Origin of the sequence: Comamonas kerstersii, from assembly GCF_002056725.1 — a bacterium.
In the GTDB taxonomy this organism is placed as follows: domain Bacteria; phylum Pseudomonadota; class Gammaproteobacteria; order Burkholderiales; family Burkholderiaceae_C; genus Comamonas; species Comamonas kerstersii.
On record NZ_CP020121.1, the window covers coordinates 3,398,476 to 3,425,284 of the forward strand.

A 26,809-nucleotide genomic window follows, 5' to 3' on the forward strand; every position below is an offset into this window, starting at 1 on the left:
CGCCCGCTTCCCTTGAGCCCGCCCTCCAATCCCATGACTGAGACCGCGCAGCCGTCTGCAGACTCTGCACCACCAGCCCCCCGACAGCTTCTGCTGCCCTCGCTTGCTGCCATGCTGCAGGAGCTGGCACAGAGAATGCCGCCCACCAGCGTGGTCCACGCCCTGCAGGCACGCCAGCTGCTGCAGCAATTGCTGCATGCCGTGCAAGTGCTGGATCTGCACGCGCTGCTGCAGCTCATGCAGGCCATGGATGCGCCACTGCAGTCCTATGCCATGGGAGCGCAGCCCCCTGCGGAAAAGACCGGCGAGCTGCTGCAGCTGGCTGCACGCGATGCCCTCAGCCATGTGCATGCCATCAGCCAGCAGGCGCAGCCTTCTGCGCAGGAGCTGTTTGCCAGCTACCGCGCGCTGATCAAGCTCAGCGGCAAAGACACGGCCCACCCTGCAGACCTGTGGGAGCAGCCCTGGCCGATCCCCCGCCTGCCAGCGCCTGCAGACACGGCCCCCATCACGCCCAGTGCCGAGCTGCGCACCCAGCTGGACCAGCATGTGCTGGCCCTGCTGCAAACCGGCAACCCGGCTTTTTGCAGCACGCTGCAGCAACTGTGTCTGGGCCTGTCCGCCCATGCGCAGGACGCCACCAGCTGGCAACTCGCCGCTGCCTGGCTGGAAGCCGTGGAATACGGCCTGCTGGACATTGACATCTATGCCAAGCGCATGGCCTCACGCCTGCTGGCCTTCTATGCCAGCTTTGCCAAGGGCACGCAGCTGCCGCCCGATGTGCTGGTGCGCGATCTGCTGTTTTTCTGCGCCCAGGCGACCGATGCCGCCCAGCAGCGCCAGCAAAGCCTGCCGCCACTGCTGCAGACCATCTACCAGCAGTGCCACCCAGTAGATGAGTGGGATGAGGCAGATGCGCCCACGCCTGCCCCTGAAGCTGCTCCAGGCTTTGTGCTGGAGACACCACCGGCACCTCCATCCGCACCTGCGCTGCCTGCCTTCGAAGCCGCACCAGAAATTCAGCCTGCACAGACCTTGGTCAGCGGCCTGGCCACGCAGGCACAGCAGGAGCCGGATGCCGAGTTTTTGCAGCAGGCCGAAAACCTGTCGCAGCAGATCGAAGCCCAGCTGGCCCAGTGGCTTTCGCAGGAAACCGCGCCCCACCACCTGCCCGGCGAAACAGCGACCCACGCCAGCGAGCTCTCACGCCTGGCCTGGGCGGCAGGCTGCGCAGAAATTGCCACGCTGGCCCACCAGCTGCAGCGCTGCATGCAGCGCATGGCGGCAGATGCACCCATGGCGCAGCGCAAGACCTGCCAGTACGCGGCCGAAGAAATCCGCCGCCTGCTGCACCAGTTTGCGGCGGGCTTTATGCGCCGCGCCCACCCTCAGGTCATTGAGGCGCTGTACCAGCTTTACGCACAGCTGCCCGAACCGGCGATCACGCTCAACAGCCCGTCCAATCCTGCTCCAGAGCCTGTAGAGCAAGCACCAGAAGCGCTGGAAACTGAAGCAACAGAAGCTCCTCCAGCACCCACAGCTCCCACAGCGGAACCTGTCAGCGAACCACCACTGGCAGCGGACACTGCCACTGCTAGCGAACCTGTGCCCGTGGCGGCAGCACCTGTGCTTGACGCCATGCATTTCTCCGTGTTTGAAGAAGAAATGCTCGCCCTGTGGCCCAAGCTGCAAAGCGCGCTCAAGCACTGGATCAAGCAGCCGCAGGAGCAGGCCGCCCGCCAGATCGTGCTGCGCAGCCTGCACACCCTCAAGGGCAGCGCCCGCCTGGCCGGTGCCATGGCCTGGGCCAGCCAGGTGCATGCACTGGAAGGCTTGGCACTGGATGCACCGCTGGAAGAAGGCCCCCGTGGCCCTGCCAGCCTGCCCGCCCCCATTGAAGCCCTGCGCATTGCCTTTGTGGCTCTGCAACAGGAAATGAACGAGCGCTACCCCGAGCGCCAGCTCAGCCACCTGCAGCAGCAACCGCTGGACGTGGTGGCACGCCATGCCCAGGCCCTGTGGCACAGCCAGGACAACAGCCAGCAGGCGCTGACAGCCAGCCAGATGTCTTTGCAGGAAATTGCCAGCGGGCTGCAGAAACTGCGCGCCCAGATTCAGGACTGTGCGGCCTGGGCCGACACCCTGATGCTGCATGGCGATGTGGATCTGCCCTACGAATGGCATGAAGAGCTGCACGATCTGGTTCATGCCCTGAACGACTGCACCGACGACCTGGGCACCGCCCAGCAGCAGCTGCAGCAAAGCATGGGCGATGCCCAGCAGGCCCTGTCCAGCCAGGCCAGCCATCTGCGCGCCTTGCAGCACACCCTGCTGTACACACGCCTGCTGCCTCTGACGCACATTCAGGATCGCCTCACCGCCTGCGTGCAGCAGGCCGCGCAAGACTGCGGCAAATCCGTGCAGCTGTACTGGCAGGGTGCTGATACGGTCATGGAGCGCAGCGTGCAGGAGGCGCTCACGCCAGCCCTTGAGCACTTGCTGCGCAACAGCGTGGCTCATGGCATTGAAGCGCCTGCACAGCGCCAGACCGCCAAGAAGGCGGAAACCGGCAAGATCCTCATCCGCCTGCACACGGCCGGGCTGCAGCAGGTGCTCAGCCTGTTTGACGATGGCACAGGGCTCAACCCCGAAGCGATTCGCGAAAAGGCCGTCCAGATGGGGCTGATCAGCGCCGACGAGCCGGTAGACCATGCCCGCGCCGCCGCGCTGATTCTGCAGCCCGGTCTGAGCACCGCCAGCAGCCTGACCGAAGTGGCAGGCCGCGGCATTGGCATGGATGCCGTGGCCGACATCGTGCGTGAGTTAGGCGGCACGCTGCACATCACCAGCACCCCCGGCAAGGGCTGCCGCATGGACATCAGCCTGCCAGCCCCGCCCCAGGTCGAGCAGGTGCTGGCCCTGCGCGCAGGCAGCTGGCGCGTCACCATCCCTGCACGCAGCGTGGAAGCCGTGCGTCGCATTCCCGTAGCTGCGGCCGATCAGGCACTGGCCCACGGCATGCTGCAAGATCAAGGCAGCGCCCCTGTGCCCGTGTACTGGGCCGGTGCGGTCTGGCAGCAATCCGCCAGAAGTCTGGAATCACCGCTGGATGGCCAGCGCCACCTGCTCATCGTGCGTGGCGACACGGCGCGCTGGGGCCTGGTGGTGGATGAAGTGCTGGGCATGCAGGAAGTTGTGCTGCAGCCCCCGGCCCATCTGGAAGTGCCTGTGCCCGGCCTCATGGGCACGGCCACCATGCCATCAGGCCATGTGCTGCAGGTCTACGAGCCCTCCCCCGTGCTCATGGCACATGAAGCGCGCCTGCTGACCCAATCCGAAGAAGCCACCACGCTTGATACCCAGGAACCCGTGCGCCCACTGGTGCTGCTGGCCGATGACTCCATGAGTGTGCGCCGCCTGGCCCAGCACCTGCTGCAGACCCACGGCTACCGCATGGTGACAGCCACCGATGGCCTGGAAGCCCTGCAGCTGCTGGAAGACGGCGAACGCCCCACACTGCTGATTGCCGACGTGGAAATGCCCAATATGGACGGCATGGAGCTGCTGCGCCGCGTGCGCAATGACGAGCGCTTCGTCCAGCTGCCCGTGCTGATGCTCACGGCACACACCGCTGGCCCCGTGAGCCAGAAGGCCATCAGCCTGGGCGCACAGGCCTTTCTCACCAAGCCCTACTCGCCCAACGAGCTGCTGGCCCAGGTGCGCCGCTACAGCAAGCGCACAGACATCTGATCGCATGGCCATCGCGGCCATGCGCTGCAGTGCAGATATACTTCAGCTCAGCGCATCAAATGCGCTTCTTGCTGACACGATTGGCAATCACAGATACATATCCTCACAGGCGTTGTCAGTCTCCTGATGCGGAGGACTGGCCCGACAGCACCGCCACGACACTGCTTGCCGTGCGGTTTCGCCCCACAACCACGAGTAAGAACAGCATGCGCAACAACCAGCCGGTGACCAGTCACGAGCACCTGCTCAGCGACAACGCCACGCTGATGTCTACCACCGACCCCAATAGCTACATCAGCTATGCCAATGCTGCCTTTGTGGAAGCCAGTGGCTACAGCATTGATGATCTGCGCAGCCAGCCGCACAACATCGTGCGCCACCCGGACATGCCCAAAGAGGCATTCGCCGACATGTGGGCCACACTCAAGTCCGGTGAACCCTGGAGTGCCCTGGTCAAAAACCGCCGTCAGAACGGTGACTACTACTGGGTGCGTGCCAATGCCGTACCCATCATCCGCAACGGCCAGACCATGGGCTATATGTCCGTGCGCACCAAGGCCTCGTCGGACGAAATTCATGCCGTCAGCAAGCTGTACGCAGCCATGCGCGCCGGCCAGGCCAAGGGCGTGCGCCTGTACAAGGGCGTGCTGATTCGCACCGGGCTGGGCAAGATTCTGTCTGCTGGCAAGCTCATGGGCCTGCGCACCCGCATGCGTCTGAACATGCTGTCGCTGTGGCTGATTGCCTGCGCAGGCAGCCTGGCACTGGTGGGTACAGGCACCACGGGACTGAGCGTGGTGGGTCTGCTCACACTGTTGTTCCTTGTGGGCTGCGGCATGCTGGAGTCGCAGTTTGCACGCCCCATTGAACAACTGCGCAAGCAAGCACTGGACGTCGCCACCGGCAACAACCGTGATGCCATGCCCATTGACCGCGTCGATGAAATCGGCATCACCATGCGCGCCGTCAGCCAGCTGGGCCTGATGTTCCGCTGGCTGATTGATGATGTAAGCCAGCAGGTGCTGAGCGTGCGCTCGGCCGTGGAAGAAATCGCCAAGGGCAATCTGGACCTGAGCGAACGCACGGAACGCTCTGCTTCCAACGTGCAGCAGACAGCCTCTTTCATGGAGCAAATGACCAGCACCGTGGAAAACAATGCCAACACCGCCGTACAGGCATCGAACCTGGCGCAGCAGACCTCGTCTTCTGCTAGCCAGGGCGGTCAGGCCATGCACAAGGTGTCTGACGTGATGAGCGAAATTTCCACCAGTGCCAACCGCATGAACGACATCATTGGCACCATCGACTCCATCGCCTTCCAGACCAACATCCTCGCGCTCAATGCGGCCGTGGAAGCTGCTCGCGCTGGTGAGCAGGGCCGTGGCTTTGCCGTGGTGGCCTCGGAAGTGCGCTCACTGGCGCAGCGCAGTGCCACCGCCGCCAAGGAAATCAAGGACCTGATCAACAACTGCGTAGACAAGGTGCAAAACGGCACCGCACTGGTCAACCACACCCAGACAGAAATCGAAGCCATCGTGCAGCAGGTGCAGCAGGTCTCCTCCCTGATCACCGAAATCAGCGCCGCCACGCGTGAACAGCGCGACGGCATTCTGGAAGCCAGCCAGTCCATCGGCCAGATGGATGCCATCACCCAGCAAAACGCAGCGCTGGTAGAACAAAGCGCGGCCGCTTCGCAGAGCCTGGAGAGCCAGACGCAGCGACTGGTTGAGGCCGTCGGCGTCTTCCACTGAAAGCTTCACAGACTCGCCCATAAAAAACGCCTTTCCAGGACTGCAAAAATCCTGGAAAGGCGTTGTCTTTGCGCAGCGCGTGCTTGGCGTGCGTCTTAGCGGTAGAAAGCTTCGACCTGGCCCTTGAGCTTGATCAGCAGAGGACGGCCCTTTCGGTCCAGCGTCTTGCCAGCGGGCACCTTGACCCAGCCTTCGCTGATGCAGTATTCCTCCACATCATTGCGTTCCTTGCCATTGAAGCGGATGCCGATGTCGTGCTCAAACACTTCACGGACAAAAAACTTGCTGCTGGGGTCAATCGACAGGTGATCTGGCAGTTCTGGGCGTGCTGTAGCTTCAGTCATAATTTTTCCATGTTTGCGGGGCTGACAACGCCCCATTCATCTCAGCGCGCCATTGTCCTGCATTTCACAAGGCCCTCGGGCGCATCGCCTGACTGTGTGACGGTCAACCGGTCTGCTGCGCAAAGTAACAAAGCCAGGTGCGACTTGCCCGGCCACACCACCGGCCTGCGGCGAAACGCGTACATTTCCAAGGCTGATGTGCGGCGCAGCTGCCGCGCACAATCTTCTTACTTTTCTCGCCACTGCATGAACGCCTCTGCTTTGCCCATTCTGTATTCCTTCCGCCGCTGCCCCTATGCCATGCGCGCGCGCCTTGCGCTGGCCCATGCTGGCCTGGCCTGCGAACTGCGCGAAATCAATCTGCGCAACAAGCCGCAGGCGCTGCTGGCCGCATCCCCCAAGGGCACGGTTCCCGTGCTGGTGCTGCAGGACGGCAAGGTGATTGAGCAGAGTCTGGACATCATGCTGCACGCGCTGCAGGCGCATGACCCCGATGGCTGGCTCACCCCCACCCAGGGCACACTGCAAGACATGCTGGCGCTGATTGCACGCAATGACGACTTCTTCAAGCAGGCGCTGGACCGCTGCAAATACCCTGAGCGCTACAGCGCAGAAGCAGTGACACAGGCCCAGCAAGACGCCAGCACATGGCTGAGCGCGCTGAATGAGCAGCTGGCTGCCACCGGCTTTCTGTTTGGCATGAACCCCAGCCTGGCCGACATGGCACTTCGCCCCTTTGTGCGCCAGTTCGCACGCATTGACGAAGCACAGTGGGCCGAGCAGCCCTGGCCGCACCTGCAGGACTGGCTGCAGCGCTGGATTGACTCTGCCCTGTTTGCCGAAATCATGGAAACCTATCCCGGCTGGGTGCCCGGCACCACAGGCCCGACCTTCAGCACCAGCAGCGTGGCATCGGCCTGATGACGAACTAAACGCCGCCGCCTCTTCGCTGCACGCTCCATAAAAAAGAGCTGCCAGCGCTTGATTGATAAGGGTTTCAAGATCAAATGATTTCGAAATCCTTTATTTATCAGCGCTGGCAGCTCTTCTTTTTGAGATCAACGGTTTACGACTTCTTGTTGAACCATGCCCCGGGGCGGCGTGGTGCAGTCACTTTGCTGTTGCGTGGTTCTCCAGCTACCGAGCGCCCATAGCGCACAGGCACACCGGAGCGGGTGGTGCCTGCAGAACTGGCCGCGCCCCAGGCAATGTCCTCGCGTGCAATCGACTTCCAGCAGCCGGGCTGCAGATCGTCCAGCTGCAAATTTGCAATGCTGCGGCGTATCAGCCGCAAGGTGGGATGGCCAATGGCCGCCGTCATCTTGCGCACCTGGCGGTTCTTGCCCTCCACCACGGTGATCTCCAGCCACACGTCCTGCACGCTCTTGCGCACGCGCACGGGCGGGTCGCGCGGGGGCACCTCGGGCTGTGGTTCCAGCAGCTGCACTTCACACGGCAAGGTGGTGTAGTCCTCAATGCGCAGACCCTCGCGCATGCACTGCAGGGCCGCCTCATCAGGCACGCGCTCGACCAATGCCCAGTAGGTCTTGGGTTTCTGGTTGCGCGGGTTGAGCAGCTGCTCAATCAGCGGGCCATCGTCAGTAAGCAGCAGCAGGCCTTCAGAGTCCTTGTCCAGACGTCCGGCAGGGTACACCCCCTTGGGCAGATCAAACTCTGCCAGCGAGCGTGCGCCATCCTCCGGCGTGAACTGGGAAAGAACGCCATAGGGCTTGTGAAAAAGAATGTACTGAGGCATGCCCGAGAAGATCACCCAATGTGCAAAGGCCAGATTGTCCTGCAAACAAAAAAGCCGGCGCTAAGGCCGGCTTGATGTGAAGCATCCGTGAATTACTTGACGTGCTTGCCGATCAGGCCAGCCATTTCAAACATGGACACTTGGGGCTTGCCAAACACTTCCTTGAGCTTGGCGTCCGCATTGATCATGCGCTTGTTGGCAGCATCCTGCAGATTGTTCGCTTTGATGTAAACCCACAGCTTGCTGATGATTTCTGTGCGAGGCAGGGGTTCCGAACCCACCACAGCAGCCAGAGCGGCGCTAGGTGTGAGGGGCTTCATGAAGGCTGCATTAGGAGTGCGCTTTTTCGCGGGTGCTGCGGCTGCAGCAGTTGCCTTCTTTGCAGTTGCCATGTTTGCTTTCCTTATTGGGTGAAGTTATGCCAGAGAGCATAAGAGTTCTACGCCACGCGGCGCGCTAACTCTGGCTCTGCCAAATGCTAATGGGAAAAAAATGCCTTTCCAAGCGGTAGAACCATTTTTTTTCTTCCATTTGTTGCGAGGAACCCCCGAAAGCTTAAAAAACTGTCAGATTCCTTGGCAAAACGCGAATTTCAGTGCGAGCATGCCGCGCCAAGCAGCCCATCACAACATGCATGAAGGAGTACCAATGAGCATTGTTTTCCAGACCTGCGATCTGTGCGATGCGCACAAACACGACGACAGCGGAGCCTTTCGCGTACTGCCCCCACTGTTCGGACACTTTGGTGGTCTGCCGCAATTTGCAGGCAGTGTCGTGACGGTGAAATGCTTTGAAGACAACAGCCTGGTCAAACAGCTGCTGGACACCCCCGGCCAGGGCCGGGTGCTGGTGGTGGACGGCGGCGGCTCTATGCGCAGGGCGCTGGTGGGCGGCAATCTGGCAGCTGCCGCCGAGCGCAATGGCTGGGCAGGCATTGTGGTGCACGGCTGCGTGCGCGATGCCGCCGAACTGCGCGAAGCCAAGGTTGGCATTGCAGCACTGGGCCTGATGCCCATGCCCACCGAAAAACGCGGCCAAGGCCAGCAGAACGTGGTGCTGGACATTGCCGGTGCGCGCGTTGCACCCGGCGACTGGCTCTACGCCGATGAAGACGGCATCGTGCTCTCAAGCACCGCCATCCATCAGGCATAAGACCATCTTGTCCCTGCAGACAAGCCCCATGGCGCTACCGCCCGGGGCTTTTTTATGCGCTTTTCGTGTCAGCGCATCTGTTTATGAACGAGCAGACACGGATTTTTCATTGCATATAAAGCACTTTTCACCAAGTGAAAAACACGTCACGCCACCGCCTGACAATTCATTTCAGACTGAAGCATCTCAATTCACATTGAGAAATTTACTCGTAAGGCATTGATTTTTAAATGAAAAATATTTAGTCTTGTATAAGACATAAGATATTGCTCAAGTCTTCTATAAGACTTAAATTTATCTCCAAGCCGCACACAAAACGTGCAGACAAGTTTTTCACTTTTGCTTGCCTTTGATTGGAGACTGAAATGCCTGAATCCCTGAACCACCAACTGAGCCGTGAACAGCAGATCGCCGCCCTGGAAAAAGACTGGGCCCAGAACCCTCGCTGGAAGGGCGTAAAGCGCGGCTACTTTGCCGCCGATGTGGTCCGTCTGCGTGGCAGCCTGCAGCCTGAGTACACCCTGGCCAAGCGCGGTGCTGAAAAGCTGTGGGAAAAAATCAATGGCACTGCCAAGAAGGGCTATGTGAACGCCTTCGGTGCCATCACTGCAGGCCAGGCCATGCAGCAGGCAAAGGCAGGTCTGGAAGCCGTGTACCTGTCGGGCTGGCAAGTCGCTGCAGATGGCAACACCTCCGAGACCATGTACCCCGACCAGTCGCTGTACGCCTACGACTCGGTGCCTACCATGGTGCGCCGCATCAACAACACCTTCAAGCGTGCTGATGAAATCCAGTGGAGCCGTGGCATCAACCCTGGTGATGCGGAGTTCATCGACTACTTCCTGCCCATCGTGGCTGACGCAGAAGCCGGTTTCGGCGGCGTGCTCAATGCTTTCGAGCTGATGAAGAACATGATCGCCGCAGGCGCTTCGGGCGTGCACTTTGAAGACCAGCTGGCAGCCGTGAAGAAGTGTGGCCACATGGGCGGCAAGGTGCTGGTGCCTACCCAGGAAGCCATCGAAAAGCTGATCGCGGCCCGCTTTGCAGCGGACGTGATGGGTGTGTCCACCATCGTGCTGGCCCGTACCGATGCAGAAGCGGCCAACCTGATCACTTCGGACCACGATGCCAATGACAAGCCATTCCTGACTGGCGAGCGTACCCAGGAGGGTTTCTACCGAGTCAAGAACGGTCTGGAGCAGGCCATCAGCCGTGGCGTAGCCTACGCCCCCTACGCTGACCTGGTGTGGTGCGAAACCGGCACACCTGACCTGGGCTTTGCCCGTGAGTTCGCCCAGGCCGTGCACGCTGCCTGCCCCGGCAAGCTGCTGAGCTACAACTGCTCGCCCTCCTTCAACTGGAAGAAGAATCTGGACGACAAGACCATTGCCAAGTTCCAGGAAGAACTGTCCGCGCTGGGCTACAAGTTCCAGTTCATCACCCTGGCGGGCATTCACGTCAACTGGTTCAACACCTTCAAGTTCGCCCATGCATATGCTCGCGGCGAAGGCATGAAGCACTACGTGGAAATGGTGCAGGAGCCCGAATTCGCTGCCCGCGAGCAAGGCTATACCTTCGTGTCGCACCAGCAGGAAGTGGGCGCTGGTTACTTCGACGAAGTGACCACGGTCATCCAGGGCGGCACTTCCTCCGTGAAGGCGCTCGCTGGCTCCACCGAAGAAGAACAGTTCCACTGATCACTTCGTGTGCATGCACAGGCAGTGCATCCCGCACTGCCTCATCCGGTTCGTAGATGTGGCTTGATGCCCACGGTGAGTACCGTGGGCTTTTTTTCGCACGCCTGCGTTGCCTGCCCGTCAAGCTGCCACATGCTGCATCAGTGTGTGCAAACTTTGCAGATTCCCGGCATAGCCCTAGCCAGTTTCAGCTGCCTGCACATTTGTCCTGCAAGGCAGGGAGCAGGTGTGTAGAATCCCGCCCCAATCGCGCGCGCCAGCGCAAGGGCTCTCCACCGGGACTTGCAGGCACGTGCGACAACGACTTTCAGGCCCCGCTATGCACATGCATGTGTAGCGGGGTCTTTTACGTCGTAGAACGCAATTGGTGCGCGTGCGCAGCCTTGTGTTCGCACGCAATTGCATTCCATCAGAAAACAGGCCCTCGAAGGCCAGATTTATGCCTGACGACAGTAAACACATTTTTACCAATCAAGCGCTGTACCTGACGCAGCTGCCCGATCGCCCCAAGGCCAAACCACCAGAAATCTTCATCCCCTGATACCCCCCAAGAGGTAGAGAAATTGACCACCCATCGTGACACTCACGGAGTAGCAAAGCTCCAAAAGACACTTGTCCTCTGGCAAGTCATCATCATCGGCCTGGCCTATATCCAGCCCATGACGCTGTTAGATACGTTCGGCATGGTCTCCAGAGACAGTGTGCAGCACGTACCTACGTCTTATCTGATTGCATTGATCGCCGTGCTGCTGACATCGATCAGCTACGGCCACATGATTCGCAAGCACCCGTCATCGGGCTCCGCTTACACCTATGTGCAAAAGTCCATCCACCCCAACGCCGGGTTTATGGTGGGCTGGTCCTCGCTGCTGGACTATCTGTTGTCCCCCATGGTCAACATCCTGCTGGCGAACATCTACCTCACAGCGCTGTTCCCTGACGTCAACCACTGGGTCTGGATTGTCGCGCTGTCGCTGCTGATGGTTGGCATCAACCTGCGTGGCGTACGCTTTGTGGCGAACTTCAACAGCCTGATCGTGCTGCTGCAGGTACTGATCATTGGCATCTTCACCTGGATCATCTACAGCAAGCTGCTGGCGGGTGAAAACGCACTGGGCAAGATTGCCGAACAAAGTGCTGCCGATGGCCTGTGGAGCCTCTCTCCCTTCTGGAGCGCTAATACAGAAATCGCTGCCTTGATCACAGGCGCCACCATCTTGTGCTTCTCGTTCACCGGCTTTGACTCGCTGAGCTCGCTGGCTGAAGAGACCAAGGACACGAAAAAGACCCTGCCTCGTGCGATTTTCCTGACCGCACTGATCTCCGGCATCATCTTCATCATCTCCACCTACTTCATGCAGCTGTACTTCCCGGGCAATCCCGAGCAGTACTTCGAGCTGGTCGATGAAACCCAGCCTGAAATTCTGCTGCTGGTGGGCGGCGCCTTCTTCCAGTCTGTGGTGCTGAGCTTTGCCATCATCACCGTGATGGCTTCGGGCATCTCTGCACACGCAGGTGTTTCGCGCCTGATGTATGTGATGGGCCGTGACGGCGTGCTGCCCAAGAAGTTCTTTGGCTATATCAGCCCCAAGAACTTCACCCCTGCCTACAACATCTGGCTGGCTGGCGTGATCGGTCTGACCGCTGGTTTCCTGAGCCTGGAGTTCGTGGTGGCACTGATTTCCTTCGGCGCACTGACTGCGTTCAGCTTTGTGAACCTGTCCGTGATCTGCAGCTACGGCTTCCGTGATGGCCGTCTGAAGAATGCCAAGGACATCCTGAACTACTTCATCGTTCCTCTGCTAGGCTTTATCTCCATTGGCGCGCTGTGGCTGGAAGTGGAAGACACATCGCTCAAGGCCGGCATTGCCTGGGCTGCCGTTGGCATTGTGTATCTGGCATGGATGACCAAGGGCTTCAAAAAGCCTGCGCCTCAATACCAGCACAACGAACACGACGAAGACTGAGCTTGTCTTCCCTGCTGTGTAGCACGCCAGTACGTGCACACAGCAGCTTGAATCGCCAACGCCTGTACGCGCTACTTGTGTACAGGCGTTTTTTGTTGCAGTAACCTCCGGCCAGCGCGATTGGGTGGTTCCGCACTCTGCTGCTCTCCACGTGCACTCGCGTACAGCAGCAATCGCTACAGAACGCAGCACAACACAGCGTTCAACCTACCCCGTCAGACACGGCTCCACGCAGTGGCATGCTCCTCGCCTCTGCACAAATAGCACGCATAAAAAAATGCCGCTCACTCAATTGCAGTGAACGGCATTTTCAGTTGCGCGGTACCTGCAGGCAGGGATATGCCTGCGCTGCAGCACCTCGGATTTATTTGTGGCTAATGCGGCGGACGACCCAGTCACCCAGACTTTGAATAGCCTGCACAAAGAAGATCAGAATGATCACCACGGCGAGCATGATGTCGGGCAGGAAACGCTGGTAGCCGTAGCGGATGCCCAGGTCCCCCAGGCCACCGCCACCGATGGCACCTGCCATGGCCGAGTAACCCGTCAGGCTCACCAGGCTGATGGTCAGGCCAGCAATGATGCCGGGCATGGCTTCGGGCAGCAGCACCTTCCACACGATCTGGCTGGTCGTCGCGCCCATGGACTGGGCAGCTTCGATCAGGCCGTTGTCCACTTCACGCAGCGAGGTTTCCACCAGACGCGCAATAAAGGGCGCAGCCGCAATGGTCAGAGGCACCACAGCCGCCCAGGTGCCGATGGAGGAGCCTGTAATAAATCGCGTGAGCGGAATAATGGCCACCAGCAAGATGATGAAAGGCGTGGAGCGCACGGCATTGACCACCCAGCCCACGGAATTGTTCAGCGGTGCGTTTTCCAGCACGCCGCCCTTGTCCGTCAGACGCAGGAACACACCCATGGGAATGCCGATCAGCGCACCAATTACGCCAGAGACGCCCACCATGATCACCGTCTCCCAGAAGGAGTCGATGAACAGCTGAATCATCATTTCAGAAAAATTCTCAAACATCGCTTAAGCCTTTACTTCCACCACTTGCACGATCACGCCAGCCTGCTGCAGGTGCGTGATAGCTGCTTCAATCTTGGCGGCTTCGCCGCTGGCATAGACCGCCAGTGAGCCAAAGGTCTGCTCCTGAATCTCGTCAATCTGACCGTGCAGGATGGACAGATCCAGCCCCAGCTCACGAATCAGGTGCGACAGGATAGGCTCATAGGCACTTTCACCCGCGTACGACAGGCGCAGCAGCTTGCCCGTCTGCCCCGCAGGCAGCTTGGCAGCCAGTGCGCGCACACGGTTGCCCACGCTCTCGGGCAGTTCCTGGGGCACGATTTCGTCGATCAGGCTCTTGGTGATGTCCTTCTGGGGCTTGGTGAACACATCGATCACCGGGCCCATTTCTGCAATTTCACCAGCGTCGATCACGGCCACACGGTCCGCAATCTGCTTGATCACCTGCATCTGGTGCGTAATCAAGACCACGGTCACGCCCAGCTCGCGGTTGACCTTGCGCAGCAAATCCAGAATGGAACGGGTGGTTTCAGGGTCCAGCGCCGAAGTGGCCTCGTCACTGAGCAGCACCTTGGGGTTGGAAGCCAGTGCACGGGCAATGCCCACACGCTGCTTCTGGCCGCCAGAGATCTGCGCGGGGTAGCGATCGGCCAGATGCGACAGGCCCACCAGCTCCAGCAGCGGGTCAATGCGCTTTTTGATTTCGGCCTTGGACATGCCGGCCAGCTCCAGCGGCAGCGCGGCGTTGTCATAGACGGTGCGCGAAGACAGCAGATTGAAGTGCTGGAACACCATGCCAATTTGATGGCGGGCAGCGCGCAGCTGTGCATCGCTGAGCTGCATCAGGTCGTTGCCATCCACCATCATCTGGCCGGATGTGGGGCGATTGAGCAAGTTGATGCAGCGCACCAGCGAGCTTTTGCCCGCACCGGAGCGACCAATAATGCCGAAGATTTCGCCCTTTTCAACACGCAGGTTGATGTGCTTGAGCGCTTCGACCGGCCCCTTGGGGCCTTGGTAAGTCAGGGACAGATCCCGAATCTCGATCATGTGATTCGCTACCGCACGTAGCGCGCAAAACTGGCGACGTGCTCTAGATATAGAAGATGTTGGAATGTAACGCGCCGAAATATCAAACCCCAAAGAATCAATATTTAAGCAATAAGATGCTTTGGTTATAACGTCGGCAAGCTAGGCGTAAACCCGCAATGATGCCTGATTTCAGTCCTTGCCGCGTGCAAAGCAGCGCTAAACCATGCCGCAGCCTCCTGGTAGCGTACGCTGCCGCTCTCAAAAGAAAAGCTGCTAGCGCTGAAACAACAAGGATTTGCAAGATAAAACACTTGCAAATCCTTTGTAGATCAGCGCAAGGCGCTACTTATTTATCGTAGTTCGGGGTGTAGGGCTTGTCGCCACCGAACATCTGCAACAGGCCTTGTGGCGCTTCCTTGTCTGTGCCCTTGTAGGCTTCGTAGACCAGACGCTTGAAAGCATCAGAAGCGCGGCTGCTGCGCTCACCGTTGTGCATCAGCTCCTCAATCACGCCGTCATCGGTATACAGGCGCACCCATGCATCCTTGCCAAAGGCCACGCGCTCGATGGTGTCCATGGGCACCACAAAGGCTGTCACACCGGGCAGATCTGAGCCCTGCTTGGCCAGAGAGCGCACGCGCAGCGGCGCATGGGGACGGGCATTGAACTCCAGCGACTCCACCTTGGCCTTGCCACCGCGTGTACCAACCAGCAAGATGGCACGATTGGGCGTTTCACTGCTCCACTGCACGCCCAGCGTGGGGCAATGCGCCACCAGGCCACACTCCACTGCCTGCGGGGCAAAGCCAATGTCTGTCACACGCCGGGCGTTATCCACATTGACCTGTACCACGGCCTCCGTGCCGCCTTTTTTGTCTGCGCTGGCGCACCCTGCCAGTGCCAGCACCGCTGCCACTGCTCCCATTGCCTGCCACAACCGCTGCTTCATGTGTTTTACCTCGCCGATGGATCCAACAAAGCGCTGATCTTGCCATGAACGCCACTTGCTACGTGCAACACAAGGCCACATTCGTTCCCTCAAGGGGCGCCACCCTCACTGGACCTGGCTGCTGTGCTCTGCTGCAGGCGCCTGCGGTTTGACACGCTGCGTCCCCGGCAAGACCAGCCGCGTGCCACAGCGGCGGCAGTAGCGCGCATCTTCCTCATGGCGCTCCAGCCCGCAGGTATCGCATGACACGCCTTTGAGCGCGGCCTTGGTGCCCACATTGCGTGACAGTTCCGCCCCCACAATACCCGTTGGTACAGCCAGCACACCCCAGCCCAGCAGCATCATGGTGGAGCCGAAGATACGCCCCAGCGGAGTGGCAGGGGTTACGTCCCCATAGCCCACGGTGGTCACGGTCGAAATCGCCCAGTAAATGCCGATGGGCACGCTGGTAAAGCCGTGCTCCGGGCCTTCCAGCAAGTACATGAGCGTGCCCATGACATAGACGATCAGCGCCACCACACTCAGAAACACAAAAATCTTGCGCGCACTGGCCCGCAGCGCCTGTCCAAGCATCAGGTACTCGTTGAGAAAGCTGCGAAAAATCGGGAAGACGTGAAAGGTGCGCACCAGCCGCAACGCCCGCACCGCCACCAGCAGGTGCGCGTCGGGGAAAAAGATGCTCAGATAGGTGGGCACAATGGCCAGCAGGTCTACCAGCCCATAAAAGCTCAGTGCATAGCGCAAGGGATGGCGCACTGAAATCAGCCGCAGCACATACTCTGCCGTAAAGCCCAGCGTAAACACCCACTCCAGCGCACGCAGCAGGTAGTACAGCGGACGGTGGCTGACCACCGAGGGAATGCTGTGCGCAATCACCACGCACAGGCTCAGGATGATAGCCAGCGTCAACCTGCGCTCAAAGCGCTTGCCCATCTCGGTGTTCGTCTCAAACACCGTGCGGTAAATGCTCTGCCGCCAGCGCGCAACCGGCATCCCCAGTCGTTCTGAGGACGGGTAGTTGTCACGGAAGAAGTCAGAAATCGAAACGAGCAAGCGCATACAAGGTGTCCCGGAAGGCGAGCCCGGTTGGGCTCGCACAAGCAGGCGCCATTGTAGGAAGGGAAGGTGCTCTCGCTAGTGCAGCAACAGCCGCATGATGTCCGTGCGCGTGATCAGCCCCACCAGCCTCCCTTGGCGCAGCACCGCAACAAAGGGCACGGCATGCTCGGCCAGCACGGCCAGCAGCTGCGACACGGGGGTGCTGTCCTGCACGCACAGTGGTGCATCGGCCATCAGATCCGCGGCACAGGCCGTGGGCTGTGCGGGTTTCTTGCCCCACAGGCGCCAGACACGCTGCTGGCGGCGTTGCGCCACGTTCCCGCGCTGCTGCCACAGCCAGTCGAGCAGCGCACTGCGCGCCACCACGCCAAGCAGCTCGCCCTGCACGCCCACGACGGGCAGGCTTTTGATGGGATGCTGCTGAAACTTCGCCGCCAGGCTGTCCAACGACTCCAGGGGCGAGCACGTCCACATGGCCGTGGTCATCAGCTGCCCGCAATGCACGCTGCCAAAGCGCCGTGCGATGGCCTGCTCCTCCGCAGCCAGCACCAGCTGCTGCAGCTCCTGCGCCGTCAGGTTGTTGCTCTGGTCAAAGCGCGACAGCAGCGCCTGCAGGTCAGCTTCGGACAGCGCCTTGGTCGGCAGCTGCTGCATGCCCGCCGTGGACATCGCCACGGGCTGCAGTGGATAGCGCTTGCCACAGACACGGTGGTACACGATGGCCACCAGTACCAGGCACAGCGTCAGCACACCAATCGGCCAGAGGGCATAGGTCCAGCCATGGACGGTGCCGTGCTGCGCATCGAGTGCCCACAGCAGCGCCACGGCGCCTCCGGGCGGGTGCAGCGAGCGGGTGAGCTGCATCACCATGATGGCGCCGCCCACAGCCAGCGCCGGCGCCCAGTCCAGCGGCACACAACTGACCACCAGCCAGGTCCACAATCCGGCCACAGTGTTGCCCACCACGCAGGACCAGGGCTGTGCCAGCGGGCTCGTGTGCACGGCAAACAGCAGCACGGCACTGGCACCCAGCGGTGCGAACAGGTTCAGCCCGGCTGGTATCCCCAGCTGCTGGCACCCCCAGACCAGCAACGACGCCAGCGCCAGCCCCAGCATGCCGCCCAGACCGACACGCCACACGTCCTGGCGCGTCGCCGGAGCGACCGCAGGCTTCCAAGCTTTACGGAAATCCATGGTGTTAAGCACGCGCCACACGGCGCCACATCGTTGCGAGGGTCAGGCGTCACCCATGATGGACAAGCTGGCCCTCCCTGTTGGCGAAATTGCTGGCGCACTATAAAGAGGATCGCACTGCCCCTGTCTGGGGCATGGTCATGCCTGCCACCGGCGCCCCTCTTGGTACTTTGCGCTGCGCCGCCCTGAGGGCAACAGTTCAGGCACACTCCTGCACCATGCCCCGCATCAAGCCCCCCTCCAAAGAAGAAAGCCAGCTGCTTCCTCCCTACAACGCACTGCCCGACAGCGCCATTCATATTCCACAGACACCCCAGGCATTCGCCGAGGCCCGCGCCGTACTGCTGGCACAGCAGGCACTGGGGTTTGATACCGAAAGCAAGCCCCTTTTCCGGCCCGGGCAGGTCGACACCGGCCCCCACATCGTGCAGCTGGCAACGCCTGAGGCGGCATGGATTCTTCAGCTGCATCACGCTGAAGCCCTGGCGCTGGCGCAAGCAGTCATGGCGCATCCAGACATCATCAAAGTGGGCTTTGGCCTGGACAATGACAAATCCACCCTGCCGCATCGGCTGAGCGTTCCCTTGGTGAATGTGCTCGACCTGGACCGTGTCTTCAAGCGCTATGGCTATGGTGCATCCACCGGCGTGCGTGCAGCCGTGGCCTTGGTGCTGGGCCAGAGCTTTCACAAGTCGAAAAAGCAATCAACCAGCAACTGGGCGCTGCGCCAGCTCAGCCCGGCACAGATTCGCTACGCCGCCAATGACGCGCATGCCCCCGCCATGGTCTATGCCGCTTTGCCCGCCTGGGAAAGCACACAGGCTGCCCCTGCCCCAAGCCGCCCCAGACGCCCCCGCCATGCTCCAGGCACAGCGGCAACTTCAGCCATGCAGCCATCGCCCAAGCAACAAAGCATGCAACACGTTTCCAGCACAGACTGATACTGCCTAAAAAGCTATCAGTTTTGCACTACATCAAGCAGGCATAAGCACATAGCTTTTGCTTGGTTGGCAGCGTCCGCTTTCTTTTTCACAATTATTGCGACGCTATCAACCACAGCAGGAGACAAACATGCGCATCGAAACACTGGCCGTGCACGCTGGATACAGCCCTGATCCCGCGACCAAAGCCGTCGTCGTTCCTATCTACCAGACGGTGGCCTATGCCTTTGACAGCGCCCAGCACGGCGCGGATCTGTTTGACCTCAAAGTGCAGGGCAATATCTACACCCGCATCATGAACCCTACGACCGATGTGCTGGAAAAGCGCGTCGCAGCGCTGGAAGGCGGTATTGCGGCGCTGGCCGTGGCATCGGGCATGGCCGCCACCACCTACGCCATCCAGACCATTGCAGAGGCCGGCGACAACATCATCTCCGCCAGCACGCTCTACGGCGGCACCTACAACCTGTTTGCCCATACGTTCCCGCAGCAGGGCATTGAGGTGCGCTTTGCCGATCCGCGCGATCCGGCCAGCTTTGGCAAGCTCATCGATGCCAAGACCAAGGCGGTGTTTATTGAGTCCATCGGCAACCCGCTGGGCAATGTGACCGACATCCGCGCGCTGGCCGATGTGGCGCACGCCCACGGTGTGCCACTGATTGTGGACAACACCGTGCCCTCGCCCTACCTGCTACGCCCTATCGAATTTGGTGCAGACATCGTCGTGCACTCGCTCACCAAATACCTGGGCGGCCACGGCACCAGCGTCGGCGGCGCGATTGTGGACAGCGGCAAATTCCCCTGGGCAGCGCACAAGGAGCGCTTCAAGCGTCTGAACGAACCCGACGTCAGCTACCACGGCGTGGTCTATACCGAAGCCCTGGGCGAAGCTGCCTACATCGGCCGCGCCCGCGTGGTGCCGCTGCGCAATATGGGTGCGGCCATCTCGCCCCAGAATGCCTTCCAGATTCTGCAAGGCATTGAAACCCTGGCGCTGCGCATGGACCGCATCTGCGACAACACCCAGAAGATTGCTGAAACCCTGCAACGCCATCCCAAGGTGGAATGGGTGCGCTACGCTGGTCTGAAAGACCATCCCGACCATGCCATCGTGCAAAAACAGTCTCAGGGCCGCGCTTCGGGCATTCTGTCCTTCAGCCTCAAGGCCGAGGATGCGCGCGCTGCCGGTGCCCGCTTCCTGGATGCACTGCAGCTGTTCACACGCCTGGTCAACATCGGCGATGCCAAATCGCTGGCCACCCACCCTGCCTCCACCACCCACCGCCAGCTCGACGCCGCAGAGCTGGCCAAGGCTGGCGTCACCGAAGGCATGGTGCGCCTATCCATCGGCATTGAGCACATCGACGATTTGCTGGCTGACCTGGAGCAGGCGCTGGATAAAGTCTGATCACCAGCCACGGCATCCACAAAAACCGTCCACATTGGTGGACGGTTTTTTTATTCTCCACAGGCAAAAAAACCGCTGTGCCATACAGCACAGCGGTTTGAAAGCCCTTGGAGGATGCCTGCTTAGAAGCGGTAGCCAACGCCAACGCCGATCAGTACGGGGTTCAGCTTGAGTTTGCCCATGTCAACAGCACCATTTCCAGCTGTCACCTTGGTGTCCATGTAGACCTTCTTCACGTCAAAGTTGAGCGACCAGTTCTTATCCAGCGCATAGTCGAAACCAACCTGCAGAGCACCGCCCCAACTGTGGTTTTTCACTTTCCAGCCAATACCTGCTGTGTCCTTTTGGCTAGAGAAACGGGTGTAGTTAATACCAGCGCCCACATAAGGCTTGAAAGCGCCAAAGTTGGTGAAGTGATATTGGGCTGTCAGCGTAGGAGGCAAAGCCTTCAGCGTACCGATCTTGGCATCACCCGCTTTCACATCCAGCTTCTGTGGGTAGGTCAGAATCAGTTCTGCAGCGATATTAGGTGTGAAGAAGTAAGTGATATCGACTTCAGGAATGGTCTTGTCCTTGACGCTCACACCCTGAGCATGCGCAGCGCCACCATTGTGGAAATCGATATTCACAGCACGTGCACGGATTTGCCACTTGCCATCTTGCTGCTGCGCCATTGCAGCACCGGAAGTCAACGCACACAGAGCGGCTACAGCCAGCAGAGTCTTTTTCATAATGGGTATTCAGTTAGTGAACCCGGGGACAGCCCCCGTACAGCCATTGCATCACCGCGATGCACAGCGCCGTTTGCCCTAAGTCAAAAGCCAACCCCAGACATTTCAGAAATGACTGAAATGCTGCTCAAAAGCAACATTTCGTTAGCACCTGCTCACTGCTTTGACAAGGCACTGCCCTGCAGCATCCATTGCTGAACGTAGCGTTGATGCAGGAACGGTGCGCAAGCAAGTGATCTGTTGCAGCTCACCAACACACTTGCCACAGTTCAGCTTCCTCAAGGTTTTTCGTAATAGGGCTGAGCAGCCTCACTGAGCAAACTGGGCTGCAGGCTCATGACATAGGGCAAGCCCAGAAAATTGCGCCAGCCGCTCCAGTCCGCCTGCGTGATTTTTCCGTCATTGTCTGCGTCTACAGGCACAGATGGCTGCGCATACAACTGGGTTTTGCCGCTCGACTGCTTGAAGGCCTGCGCTTTTTTCTCTGTGCTCAGCACACGTCCTGTCTGCACATCTGTGGCCACCATGGGCGCCCCCACAAAGCCCTCCTTGATGACATAGACCGACCGATAGCCCTGCCCTGCAAGCTTGGGGTCTACAGACAGATCAGGCCGCGCCAGCAGGTTGGCGGCCTCTGCGGCACATGCGGCATTGCGGCACAGCACTGCAATAGGCGCATCCTTATAGGGCAGCACATCCACCACGGCCTGCCAGAAATCCGCTGCACTCATGCGCACTTCACTGCCCGGCACCACGCCATAGCGGCATTCGCTGCCATCGTCCGACCGGATCTGGGCTTGCTCTGCACCACTGGGGTGAGGCTGGCACTGACGGTAAATGCGTGGATAAGGCACATGGAAGGCCCCTTCCGGATGGCCCATGCGATATTCCGTGGCATCGCGCACATCCAGCAAAGCCATGCGCTGCGAAGCAGGCAGCTGCGCACTCACATAGGCACGCGCGGCGCTGATGTCTGCGGCATAGTGACGTTCAGGCGCATAAAGCACAGTCGCCGCCGTCGTTGCGGTCTGCGTCTGCGCTTTACCGCCATAGAAACCTTTGACATATGAGCAGCCAGAAGTCAGCAACGCTGCACCTAGGACGCCCATCAGGGTCGTCCACTTCAATGAGTGAGAGAGCATGGTGAATGGATCCAAACCAGAGCTGCATGCACACGCATGCCTCTGAACACAAAGACACGCATCATAGATGCGCGGCCTTGGCTGCCAAGCGTGGGGCTGGATAGCTTTCACACAACATTCAGCAGCGAGAAGCGATCGCCCGCCTAGAATGACTCGACACACCAGAACAGAGGATGACAAGCTTATGAGCAGTGTTTCCCCTTCCCCTGCCGAAGTTCGTACCACGCCCCTGCATGCTTTGCACCTGGCGCTGGGAGCCCGCATGGTGCAGTTCGCAGGCTACGACATGCCTGTGCAATATCCCCAGGGCCTGATAGCAGAGCACCGCCATACCCGCGAGCAGGTCAGTCTGTTTGATGTCTCGCACATGGGGCAAATCAGCGTCAGCGGCCCACAAGCCGCCACTGCGCTGGAGCAGGTACTGCCCATTGATGTGCTCGGCCTTGCCCCCCATCGCCAGCGCTATGCCCTGCTGCTCAATGAAAACGGCGGAATTCTGGACGATCTGATGCTCATCAACCGTGGTGATGACTATCTGCTTATCGTCAACGCCAGCCGCAAGCATGAGGACTTGGCCTGGCTGCAAAAGCACATTGGCCATTCCTGCCATATTCAGATGCTGCCTGACATGGCACTGGTGGCCCTGCAAGGACCACAGGCCGCTGCTGTTCTGCAGGCCATCCATCCAGCCGCCAGCACACTCAGCTTCATGCAAGGCGCACCCTTGCGCTTTCAGGGGGCTGTGGGCTACCTCACGCGCAGTGGCTATACCGGCGAAGATGGGTTTGAAATCGCTTTGCCGGCATTCCATATGGAAGCCTTTGCGCGCTGGGCGCTGGCACAGCCACAGGTGCTGCCTGCCGGACTGGGCGCGCGCAATACGCTGCGGCTGGAAGCAGGGCTGTGCCTCTATGGCGCAGACATGGACAGCAGCACCACACCCTCGCAGGCAGGTCTGGCCTGGAGCATTCCCAAAGCACGCCGCACGGGGGGATTGCGCGAAGGCGGCTTCATCGGCGCAGATGTGGTGCTGCCACAACTCGCAGGCGACATCCCTCTCGACAAGATCCGCGTAGGCCTGCATGCCATGGAACGTGTACCTGTGCGCGACAGTACTGCCCTGCATATCCCTGATGGTGAGGCAATTGGCGTTGTCACCAGCGGCTCCATGGCACCCAGCCTGGATCGCCCTGTCGCCATGGGCTATCTGCCTCCGGCCTATACCGCATTTGGCACCCGCATCCATGCCATGGTGCGTGGCAAGCCCGTAACCATGGAAGTGGTTCCCCTGCCCTTTGTAGCGCCGCGCTACCGCAAAGGCTAGGCCTGCGCAATGGCAGATGTTTCCCGTCGTCCGTAGACCCATGCAGAAACCGCTACAGTGTCATTCATTCCGTACATGCGCTGTGCATGTGCTGGACTCATAGTTATTGCATACCGGAGTGAGCCGTCATGAGCATCAAATTTTCCAAAGAACACGAATGGATCAACGCCGCCAATCCTGAGGCCGCAGTGGTTGGCATCACCGTGCATGCACAGGATGCCCTGGGCGATGTAGTCTTTGTGGATCTGCCCGCTGTGGGCGCCACCTTCAACCAGGGCGAAGTCGCAGGTGTGGTCGAATCGGTCAAGGCTGCTGCTGACGTCTACATGCCTGTTTCCGGTGAGATTGTGGAAGTCAACGAAGCACTGCGTAATGACCCCGCACTGGCCAATACCGACCCGCTGAACACCGGTTGGTTCTTCAAAGTGAAACTCAGTGACCCCAGCCAGCTGGATGGTCTGATGGACGAAACTGCTTACGGCGACTTCGCAGCCAACAGCTAAAACCCTTCAAAACGCACCTTGCCCCGGCTGGTGCGTTTTTTCATCCCCGGTTCTCTCGCGTTTTGGATAGCAGCCTGCGGCACTGCCTGCTGCGCTGCCAATGCATTTGGCTTATGGAGGTTGGATGATGAATCAGCGACTGCAAGCCCCCTTGTCACAATGGGACACGCACACCGACTTTGCCGCACGACACATCGGCCCAGCTGCAGCCGATGAAGCACATATGCTTCAAGTCATTGGCCAATCATCACGCCACGCGCTGATGCAGGCCGTCGTCCCCGCCAGCATCGCCCTGCAACACCCCATGGACTTGCCGCCAGCTGCCACTGAGGCCGAAGCGCTGCAGGAACTCAAATCCATTGCCTGTCGCAACCGCATCCTCAAGAGCTTTATCGGCCAGGGCTATTACGGCACGCACACGCCAGGCGTCATTCAGCGCAACATTCTGGAGAATCCGGCCTGGTACACGGCCTACACCCCGTATCAGGCAGAAATTTCGCAAGGCCGTCTGGAAGCCTTGCTGAACTTTCAGACCATGGTGTGTGACCTCACTGCCATGCCCATTGCCAATGCGTCCATGCTGGACGAAGCCACCGCCGCAGCCGAAGCCATGGCTCTGGCCCAGCGCAGCGCCCGCAGCCAGAGCACCGTGTTCGTGGTGCATCCTGACGTTCACCCTCAAACGCTGGAAGTGCTGCGCACCCGCGCCGCCCCCATGGGCTGGCAGATCTGCGTCCCAGACACCCATGAGGCATTTTTCACCGCACTGCAAACGCCACACTTTGGGGCGCTGGTGCAATACCCCAGCAGTACAGGCGCCATCCATGACTGGCAGGAAGCGGCCAGCTTGTGCCATGCACAGCAAGCCCTGCTGGTAGTGGCTGCCGATCTGCTGGCACTGACCCTGCTCACACCGCCCGGCGAATGGGGGGCAGACATTGTGGTGGGCAGCAGCCAGCGCTTTGGCATGCCCATGGGCGCAGGAGGCCCGCATGCAGCCTTCATGGCCTGTCAGGATACCTACAAGCGCTCACTGCCCGGACGGCTGGTGGGCGTCAGCCTGGATGCAGAAGGTGCACCTGCTTTGCGACTGGCACTGCAGACCCGTGAGCAGCACATCCGCCGCGAAAAAGCCACTTCCAACATCTGCACCGCCCAGGTGCTGCCTGCCGTGGTCGCCAGCATGTACGCGGTCTACCATGGCCCGGACGGCCTGCGTGCCATGGCCCAGCGCATTGCCAGTCTGACCGCTGCTCTGGCACTGGGGCTGGAGGCACTGGGCCATCGCCTGGTGCATGACACGGCCTTCGACACCATCACCATTTCGGTCCCCGGTCATGCATTAAATATAGCTACTCGCGCAGTATTGACGGGCGTTAACCTGCGAAAAGTCTCTGAATCTGAACTCGGCATTTCGCTGGACGAGACCAGCACTGCCGCCGATGTGGCGCTGCTGCTGCGCCTCTTCGGCAGCCCATCTGCACCGGCTGTTGACACCCACACCGCTGCGCGCATTCCTGCGTCTTTGCAGCGCAGCAGCACCTATCTGAACCATCCGGTCTTTCACCGCTACCGCAGCGAGACAGCCATGCTGCGCTACATCCGCAGTCTGGCCGACAAAGACCTGGCGCTGGATCGCTGCATGATTCCGCTCGGCTCCTGCACCATGAAGCTCAATGCCACCAGCGAGATGCTTCCCATCACCTGGCCGGAATTTGCGCACATTCACCCCTTTGCACCTGCGGACCAGCAGCAAGGCTATGCCCTGCTCGACCAGCAATTGCGCCAGTGGCTGTGCAGCATCACAGGCTATGCGGACGTGAGTTTGCAGCCCAATGCGGGCTCACAGGGCGAATATGCTGGCCTGCTCGCCATCCGTGCCTGGCATGCAGCCCGTGGTGACAGCCAGCGTACGGTCTGTCTGATACCCGCCAGCGCCCATGGCACCAACCCTGCCAGCGCGCAGATGTGCGGCATGCGTGTGGTGGTCGTTGCCTGCGATGCCCATGGCAATATCGACATGGCAGACCTGCAGGCCAAGTGCGAAGCGCACAGCCACGAACTGGCCTGCATCATGGTGACCTACCCAAGCACGCACGGTGTGTTTGAAGACAGCATTCGTGCACTGTGCGAAGTCGTGCACCAGCACGGTGGTCGCGTGTATGTAGATGGTGCCAATATGAACGCCCTGGTCGGCCTTGCTGCCCCTGGCGCTTTTGGCGGTGATGTCAGCCACCTCAATCTGCACAAGACGTTTTGCATTCCACACGGCGGCGGCGGACCGGGCGTGGGCCCCGTCTGCGTGGTGCAGGATCTGGCACCCTTCCTGCCCGGCCATGCCACGGCTGGACGGCCCGCAGCGGTGGGGGCGGTATCGGCTGCCCCCTATGGCAATGCCAGCGTGCTGCCCATCAGCTGGATGTACATCCGCATGATGGGTGCAGCTGGCCTGCGCCACGCCACAGAGGCTGCCATTCTGAATGCCAACTACATCAGCACCCGCCTGAAGGCACACTATCCCACGCTCTACACCGGCCCCGATGGACTGGTCGCCCATGAATGCATTCTGGACCTGCGCCCTCTCAAGGACAGCAGTGGTGTGACAGCGGAAGACGTGGCCAAGCGCCTGATCGACTACGGTTTCCATGCCCCCACACTCTCCTTCCCGGTGCCGGGCACCCTGATGGTGGAGCCTACAGAAAGTGAACCCCTGCAAGAGCTGGACCGTTTCATCGACGCCATGATTGCCATCCGTGAAGAAATCAGGCGCATTGAAAGCGGTGCATGGCCGCGTGAGGACAATCCGCTGAAAAATGCCCCGCACACTGCCGCACAGCTGCTGCGCGAGCACTGGCTACACCCCTACAGCCGCGCAGAGGCCGCTGCGCAAAGCCAGCTGGCCCACAAATACTGGCCCCCTGTGGCACGCATTGACAATGTGCATGGAGACCGCAACCTCCTTTGTACCTGCCCGATGCCCGATGCTTACCTGAGTTGAGCCCACAAGCTTACGAGTCCCTTTTGTGGCCTTGAAGGTCAAGCGCTTACACTGCGCCCTTGCTCCGGCCTTGCGCTGTTT

General features: G+C 60.2%; 21 protein-coding genes. 11 read left to right on the top strand and 10 right to left on the bottom strand.

The annotated features are described in order from the left end of the window. Positions 1–33 precede the first annotated feature (33 nt). A complete protein-coding gene (locus B5M06_RS15955; RefSeq protein ID WP_054067230.1) occupies positions 34–3,750 on the top strand; it encodes a hybrid sensor histidine kinase/response regulator in 3,717 nt (1,238 codons plus the stop codon). 206 nt (positions 3,751–3,956) lie between these two features. After that, a complete protein-coding gene (locus B5M06_RS15960) occupies positions 3,957–5,501 on the top strand; it encodes a methyl-accepting chemotaxis protein (RefSeq protein ID WP_054067229.1) in 1,545 nt (514 codons plus the stop codon). A gap of 95 nt (positions 5,502–5,596) precedes the next feature. Here B5M06_RS15960 and B5M06_RS15965 read toward each other — a convergent pair whose 3' ends face one another. Then, on the bottom strand, positions 5,597–5,845 hold the full coding sequence (locus B5M06_RS15965; protein ID WP_054067228.1) for a DUF3297 family protein: 249 nt from the start codon (positions 5,843–5,845) through the stop codon (positions 5,597–5,599). 246 nt (positions 5,846–6,091) lie between these two features. On the opposite strand from B5M06_RS15965, the gene B5M06_RS15970 reads away from it, so the two are divergent. Beyond that, the gene (locus tag B5M06_RS15970) at positions 6,092–6,766 is read left to right on the top strand and encodes a glutathione S-transferase (RefSeq protein ID WP_054067227.1); all 675 of its coding nucleotides are present in this window, start codon (positions 6,092–6,094) and stop codon (positions 6,764–6,766) included. A 145-nt stretch (positions 6,767–6,911) separates the two neighbouring features. Here B5M06_RS15970 and B5M06_RS15975 read toward each other — a convergent pair whose 3' ends face one another. Then, complete coding sequence (locus B5M06_RS15975) at positions 6,912–7,646, bottom strand: pseudouridine synthase (RefSeq protein ID WP_240183959.1); 735 nt, start codon at positions 7,644–7,646, stop codon at positions 6,912–6,914. 47 nt (positions 7,647–7,693) lie between these two features. Continuing rightward, positions 7,694–7,993 (bottom strand): SWIB/MDM2 domain-containing protein, encoded by a 300-nt coding sequence (locus B5M06_RS15980; protein WP_054067226.1) that lies wholly within the window; start codon positions 7,991–7,993, stop codon positions 7,694–7,696. Between the two features lie 256 nt (positions 7,994–8,249). On the opposite strand from B5M06_RS15980, the gene rraA reads away from it, so the two are divergent. The 3 genes from rraA to B5M06_RS15995 all read left to right on the top strand — a co-directional run bounded on the left by rraA (position 8,250) and on the right by B5M06_RS15995 (position 12,417). Next, positions 8,250–8,753, top strand: a complete 504-nt coding sequence (gene rraA, locus B5M06_RS15985; protein ID WP_054067225.1) for a ribonuclease E activity regulator RraA — start codon at positions 8,250–8,252, stop codon at positions 8,751–8,753. A 365-nt stretch (positions 8,754–9,118) separates the two neighbouring features. Continuing rightward, positions 9,119–10,450 carry an isocitrate lyase gene (gene aceA / locus B5M06_RS15990; RefSeq protein ID WP_054067224.1) on the top strand — a complete coding sequence of 444 codons (1,332 nt, stop codon included), beginning with the start codon at positions 9,119–9,121 and terminating at the stop codon, positions 10,448–10,450. Positions 10,451–11,013: 563 nt separating this feature from the next. Continuing rightward, on the top strand, positions 11,014–12,417 hold the full coding sequence (locus B5M06_RS15995; RefSeq protein WP_054067223.1) for an APC family permease: 1,404 nt from the start codon (positions 11,014–11,016) through the stop codon (positions 12,415–12,417). A gap of 364 nt (positions 12,418–12,781) precedes the next feature. On the opposite strand, the gene B5M06_RS16000 is transcribed toward B5M06_RS15995, so the two are convergent. The 5 genes from B5M06_RS16000 to B5M06_RS16020 all read right to left on the bottom strand — a co-directional run bounded on the left by B5M06_RS16000 (position 12,782) and on the right by B5M06_RS16020 (position 17,681). Next, on the bottom strand, positions 12,782–13,447 hold the full coding sequence (locus tag B5M06_RS16000) for a methionine ABC transporter permease (RefSeq protein ID WP_054067222.1): 666 nt from the start codon (positions 13,445–13,447) through the stop codon (positions 12,782–12,784). 3 nt (positions 13,448–13,450) lie between these two features. Next, a complete protein-coding gene (locus tag B5M06_RS16005) occupies positions 13,451–14,497 on the bottom strand; it encodes a methionine ABC transporter ATP-binding protein (protein ID WP_054067221.1) in 1,047 nt (348 codons plus the stop codon). A gap of 328 nt (positions 14,498–14,825) precedes the next feature. Further along, positions 14,826–15,428, bottom strand: coding sequence for a hypothetical protein (locus B5M06_RS16010; RefSeq protein WP_054067220.1), 603 nt, complete (start codon positions 15,426–15,428; stop codon positions 14,826–14,828). Between the two features lie 105 nt (positions 15,429–15,533). Continuing rightward, positions 15,534–16,487, bottom strand: coding sequence for an ion transporter (locus B5M06_RS16015; RefSeq protein WP_077393469.1), 954 nt, complete (start codon positions 16,485–16,487; stop codon positions 15,534–15,536). A gap of 75 nt (positions 16,488–16,562) precedes the next feature. After that, entirely contained in the window at positions 16,563–17,681 is a 1,119-nt protein-coding gene (locus B5M06_RS16020) for an HPP family protein (RefSeq protein ID WP_077344634.1), read from the bottom strand. Positions 17,682–17,899: 218 nt separating this feature from the next. Between B5M06_RS16020 and B5M06_RS16025 the strand changes: the two genes are divergently transcribed. Beyond that, on the top strand, positions 17,900–18,622 hold the full coding sequence (locus B5M06_RS16025) for a 3'-5' exonuclease (RefSeq protein WP_054067217.1): 723 nt from the start codon (positions 17,900–17,902) through the stop codon (positions 18,620–18,622). Between the two features lie 130 nt (positions 18,623–18,752). Continuing rightward, a complete protein-coding gene (locus B5M06_RS16030; protein ID WP_054067216.1) occupies positions 18,753–20,030 on the top strand; it encodes an O-acetylhomoserine aminocarboxypropyltransferase/cysteine synthase family protein in 1,278 nt (425 codons plus the stop codon). Between the two features lie 122 nt (positions 20,031–20,152). On the opposite strand, the gene B5M06_RS16035 is transcribed toward B5M06_RS16030, so the two are convergent. After that, positions 20,153–20,761 carry an OmpW/AlkL family protein gene (locus B5M06_RS16035; protein ID WP_054067215.1) on the bottom strand — a complete coding sequence of 203 codons (609 nt, stop codon included), beginning with the start codon at positions 20,759–20,761 and terminating at the stop codon, positions 20,153–20,155. Between the two features lie 278 nt (positions 20,762–21,039). Then, entirely contained in the window at positions 21,040–21,903 is an 864-nt protein-coding gene (locus B5M06_RS16040) for a rhodanese-like domain-containing protein (RefSeq protein ID WP_080025312.1), read from the bottom strand. 184 nt (positions 21,904–22,087) lie between these two features. Between B5M06_RS16040 and gcvT the strand changes: the two genes are divergently transcribed. The 3 genes from gcvT (at position 22,088) to gcvP (ending at position 26,728) form a co-directional block, all read left to right on the top strand. Continuing rightward, positions 22,088–23,227: a glycine cleavage system aminomethyltransferase GcvT gene (gcvT, locus tag B5M06_RS16045; RefSeq protein WP_054067213.1), complete on the top strand. Its 1,140-nt coding sequence runs from the start codon at positions 22,088–22,090 to the stop codon at positions 23,225–23,227. Between the two features lie 128 nt (positions 23,228–23,355). Continuing rightward, on the top strand, positions 23,356–23,730 hold the full coding sequence (gene gcvH, locus B5M06_RS16050; protein WP_054067212.1) for a glycine cleavage system protein GcvH: 375 nt from the start codon (positions 23,356–23,358) through the stop codon (positions 23,728–23,730). A gap of 127 nt (positions 23,731–23,857) precedes the next feature. Continuing rightward, positions 23,858–26,728 (top strand): aminomethyl-transferring glycine dehydrogenase, encoded by a 2,871-nt coding sequence (gene gcvP / locus B5M06_RS16055; protein ID WP_054067295.1) that lies wholly within the window; start codon positions 23,858–23,860, stop codon positions 26,726–26,728. The last annotated feature ends 81 nt before the right edge of the window (positions 26,729–26,809 follow it).

Bases quoted from the DNA above. Each gene is read 5' to 3' on its own strand.
- B5M06_RS15955 (WP_054067230.1), top strand. From the start codon at position 34: ATGACTGAGACCGCGCAGCCGTCTGCAGACTCTGCACCACCAGCCCCC.
- B5M06_RS15960 (WP_054067229.1), top strand. From the start codon at position 3,957: ATGCGCAACAACCAGCCGGTGACCAGTCACGAGCACCTGCTCAGCGAC.
- B5M06_RS15965 (WP_054067228.1), bottom strand. From the start codon at position 5,845: ATGACTGAAGCTACAGCACGCCCAGAACTGCCAGATCACCTGTCGATT.
- B5M06_RS15970 (WP_054067227.1), top strand. From the start codon at position 6,092: ATGAACGCCTCTGCTTTGCCCATTCTGTATTCCTTCCGCCGCTGCCCC.
- B5M06_RS15980 (WP_054067226.1), bottom strand. From the start codon at position 7,993: ATGGCAACTGCAAAGAAGGCAACTGCTGCAGCCGCAGCACCCGCGAAA.
- rraA (WP_054067225.1), top strand. From the start codon at position 8,250: ATGAGCATTGTTTTCCAGACCTGCGATCTGTGCGATGCGCACAAACAC.
- aceA (WP_054067224.1), top strand. From the start codon at position 9,119: ATGCCTGAATCCCTGAACCACCAACTGAGCCGTGAACAGCAGATCGCC.
- B5M06_RS16000 (WP_054067222.1), bottom strand. From the start codon at position 13,447: ATGTTTGAGAATTTTTCTGAAATGATGATTCAGCTGTTCATCGACTCC.
- B5M06_RS16005 (WP_054067221.1), bottom strand. From the start codon at position 14,497: ATGATCGAGATTCGGGATCTGTCCCTGACTTACCAAGGCCCCAAGGGG.
- B5M06_RS16010 (WP_054067220.1), bottom strand. From the start codon at position 15,428: ATGAAGCAGCGGTTGTGGCAGGCAATGGGAGCAGTGGCAGCGGTGCTG.
- B5M06_RS16015 (WP_077393469.1), bottom strand. From the start codon at position 16,487: ATGCGCTTGCTCGTTTCGATTTCTGACTTCTTCCGTGACAACTACCCG.
- B5M06_RS16020 (WP_077344634.1), bottom strand. From the start codon at position 17,681: ATGGATTTCCGTAAAGCTTGGAAGCCTGCGGTCGCTCCGGCGACGCGC.
- B5M06_RS16025 (WP_054067217.1), top strand. From the start codon at position 17,900: ATGCCCCGCATCAAGCCCCCCTCCAAAGAAGAAAGCCAGCTGCTTCCT.
- B5M06_RS16030 (WP_054067216.1), top strand. From the start codon at position 18,753: ATGCGCATCGAAACACTGGCCGTGCACGCTGGATACAGCCCTGATCCC.
- B5M06_RS16035 (WP_054067215.1), bottom strand. From the start codon at position 20,761: ATGAAAAAGACTCTGCTGGCTGTAGCCGCTCTGTGTGCGTTGACTTCC.
- B5M06_RS16040 (WP_080025312.1), bottom strand. From the start codon at position 21,903: ATGCTCTCTCACTCATTGAAGTGGACGACCCTGATGGGCGTCCTAGGT.
- gcvT (WP_054067213.1), top strand. From the start codon at position 22,088: ATGAGCAGTGTTTCCCCTTCCCCTGCCGAAGTTCGTACCACGCCCCTG.
- gcvH (WP_054067212.1), top strand. From the start codon at position 23,356: ATGAGCATCAAATTTTCCAAAGAACACGAATGGATCAACGCCGCCAAT.
- gcvP (WP_054067295.1), top strand. From the start codon at position 23,858: ATGAATCAGCGACTGCAAGCCCCCTTGTCACAATGGGACACGCACACC.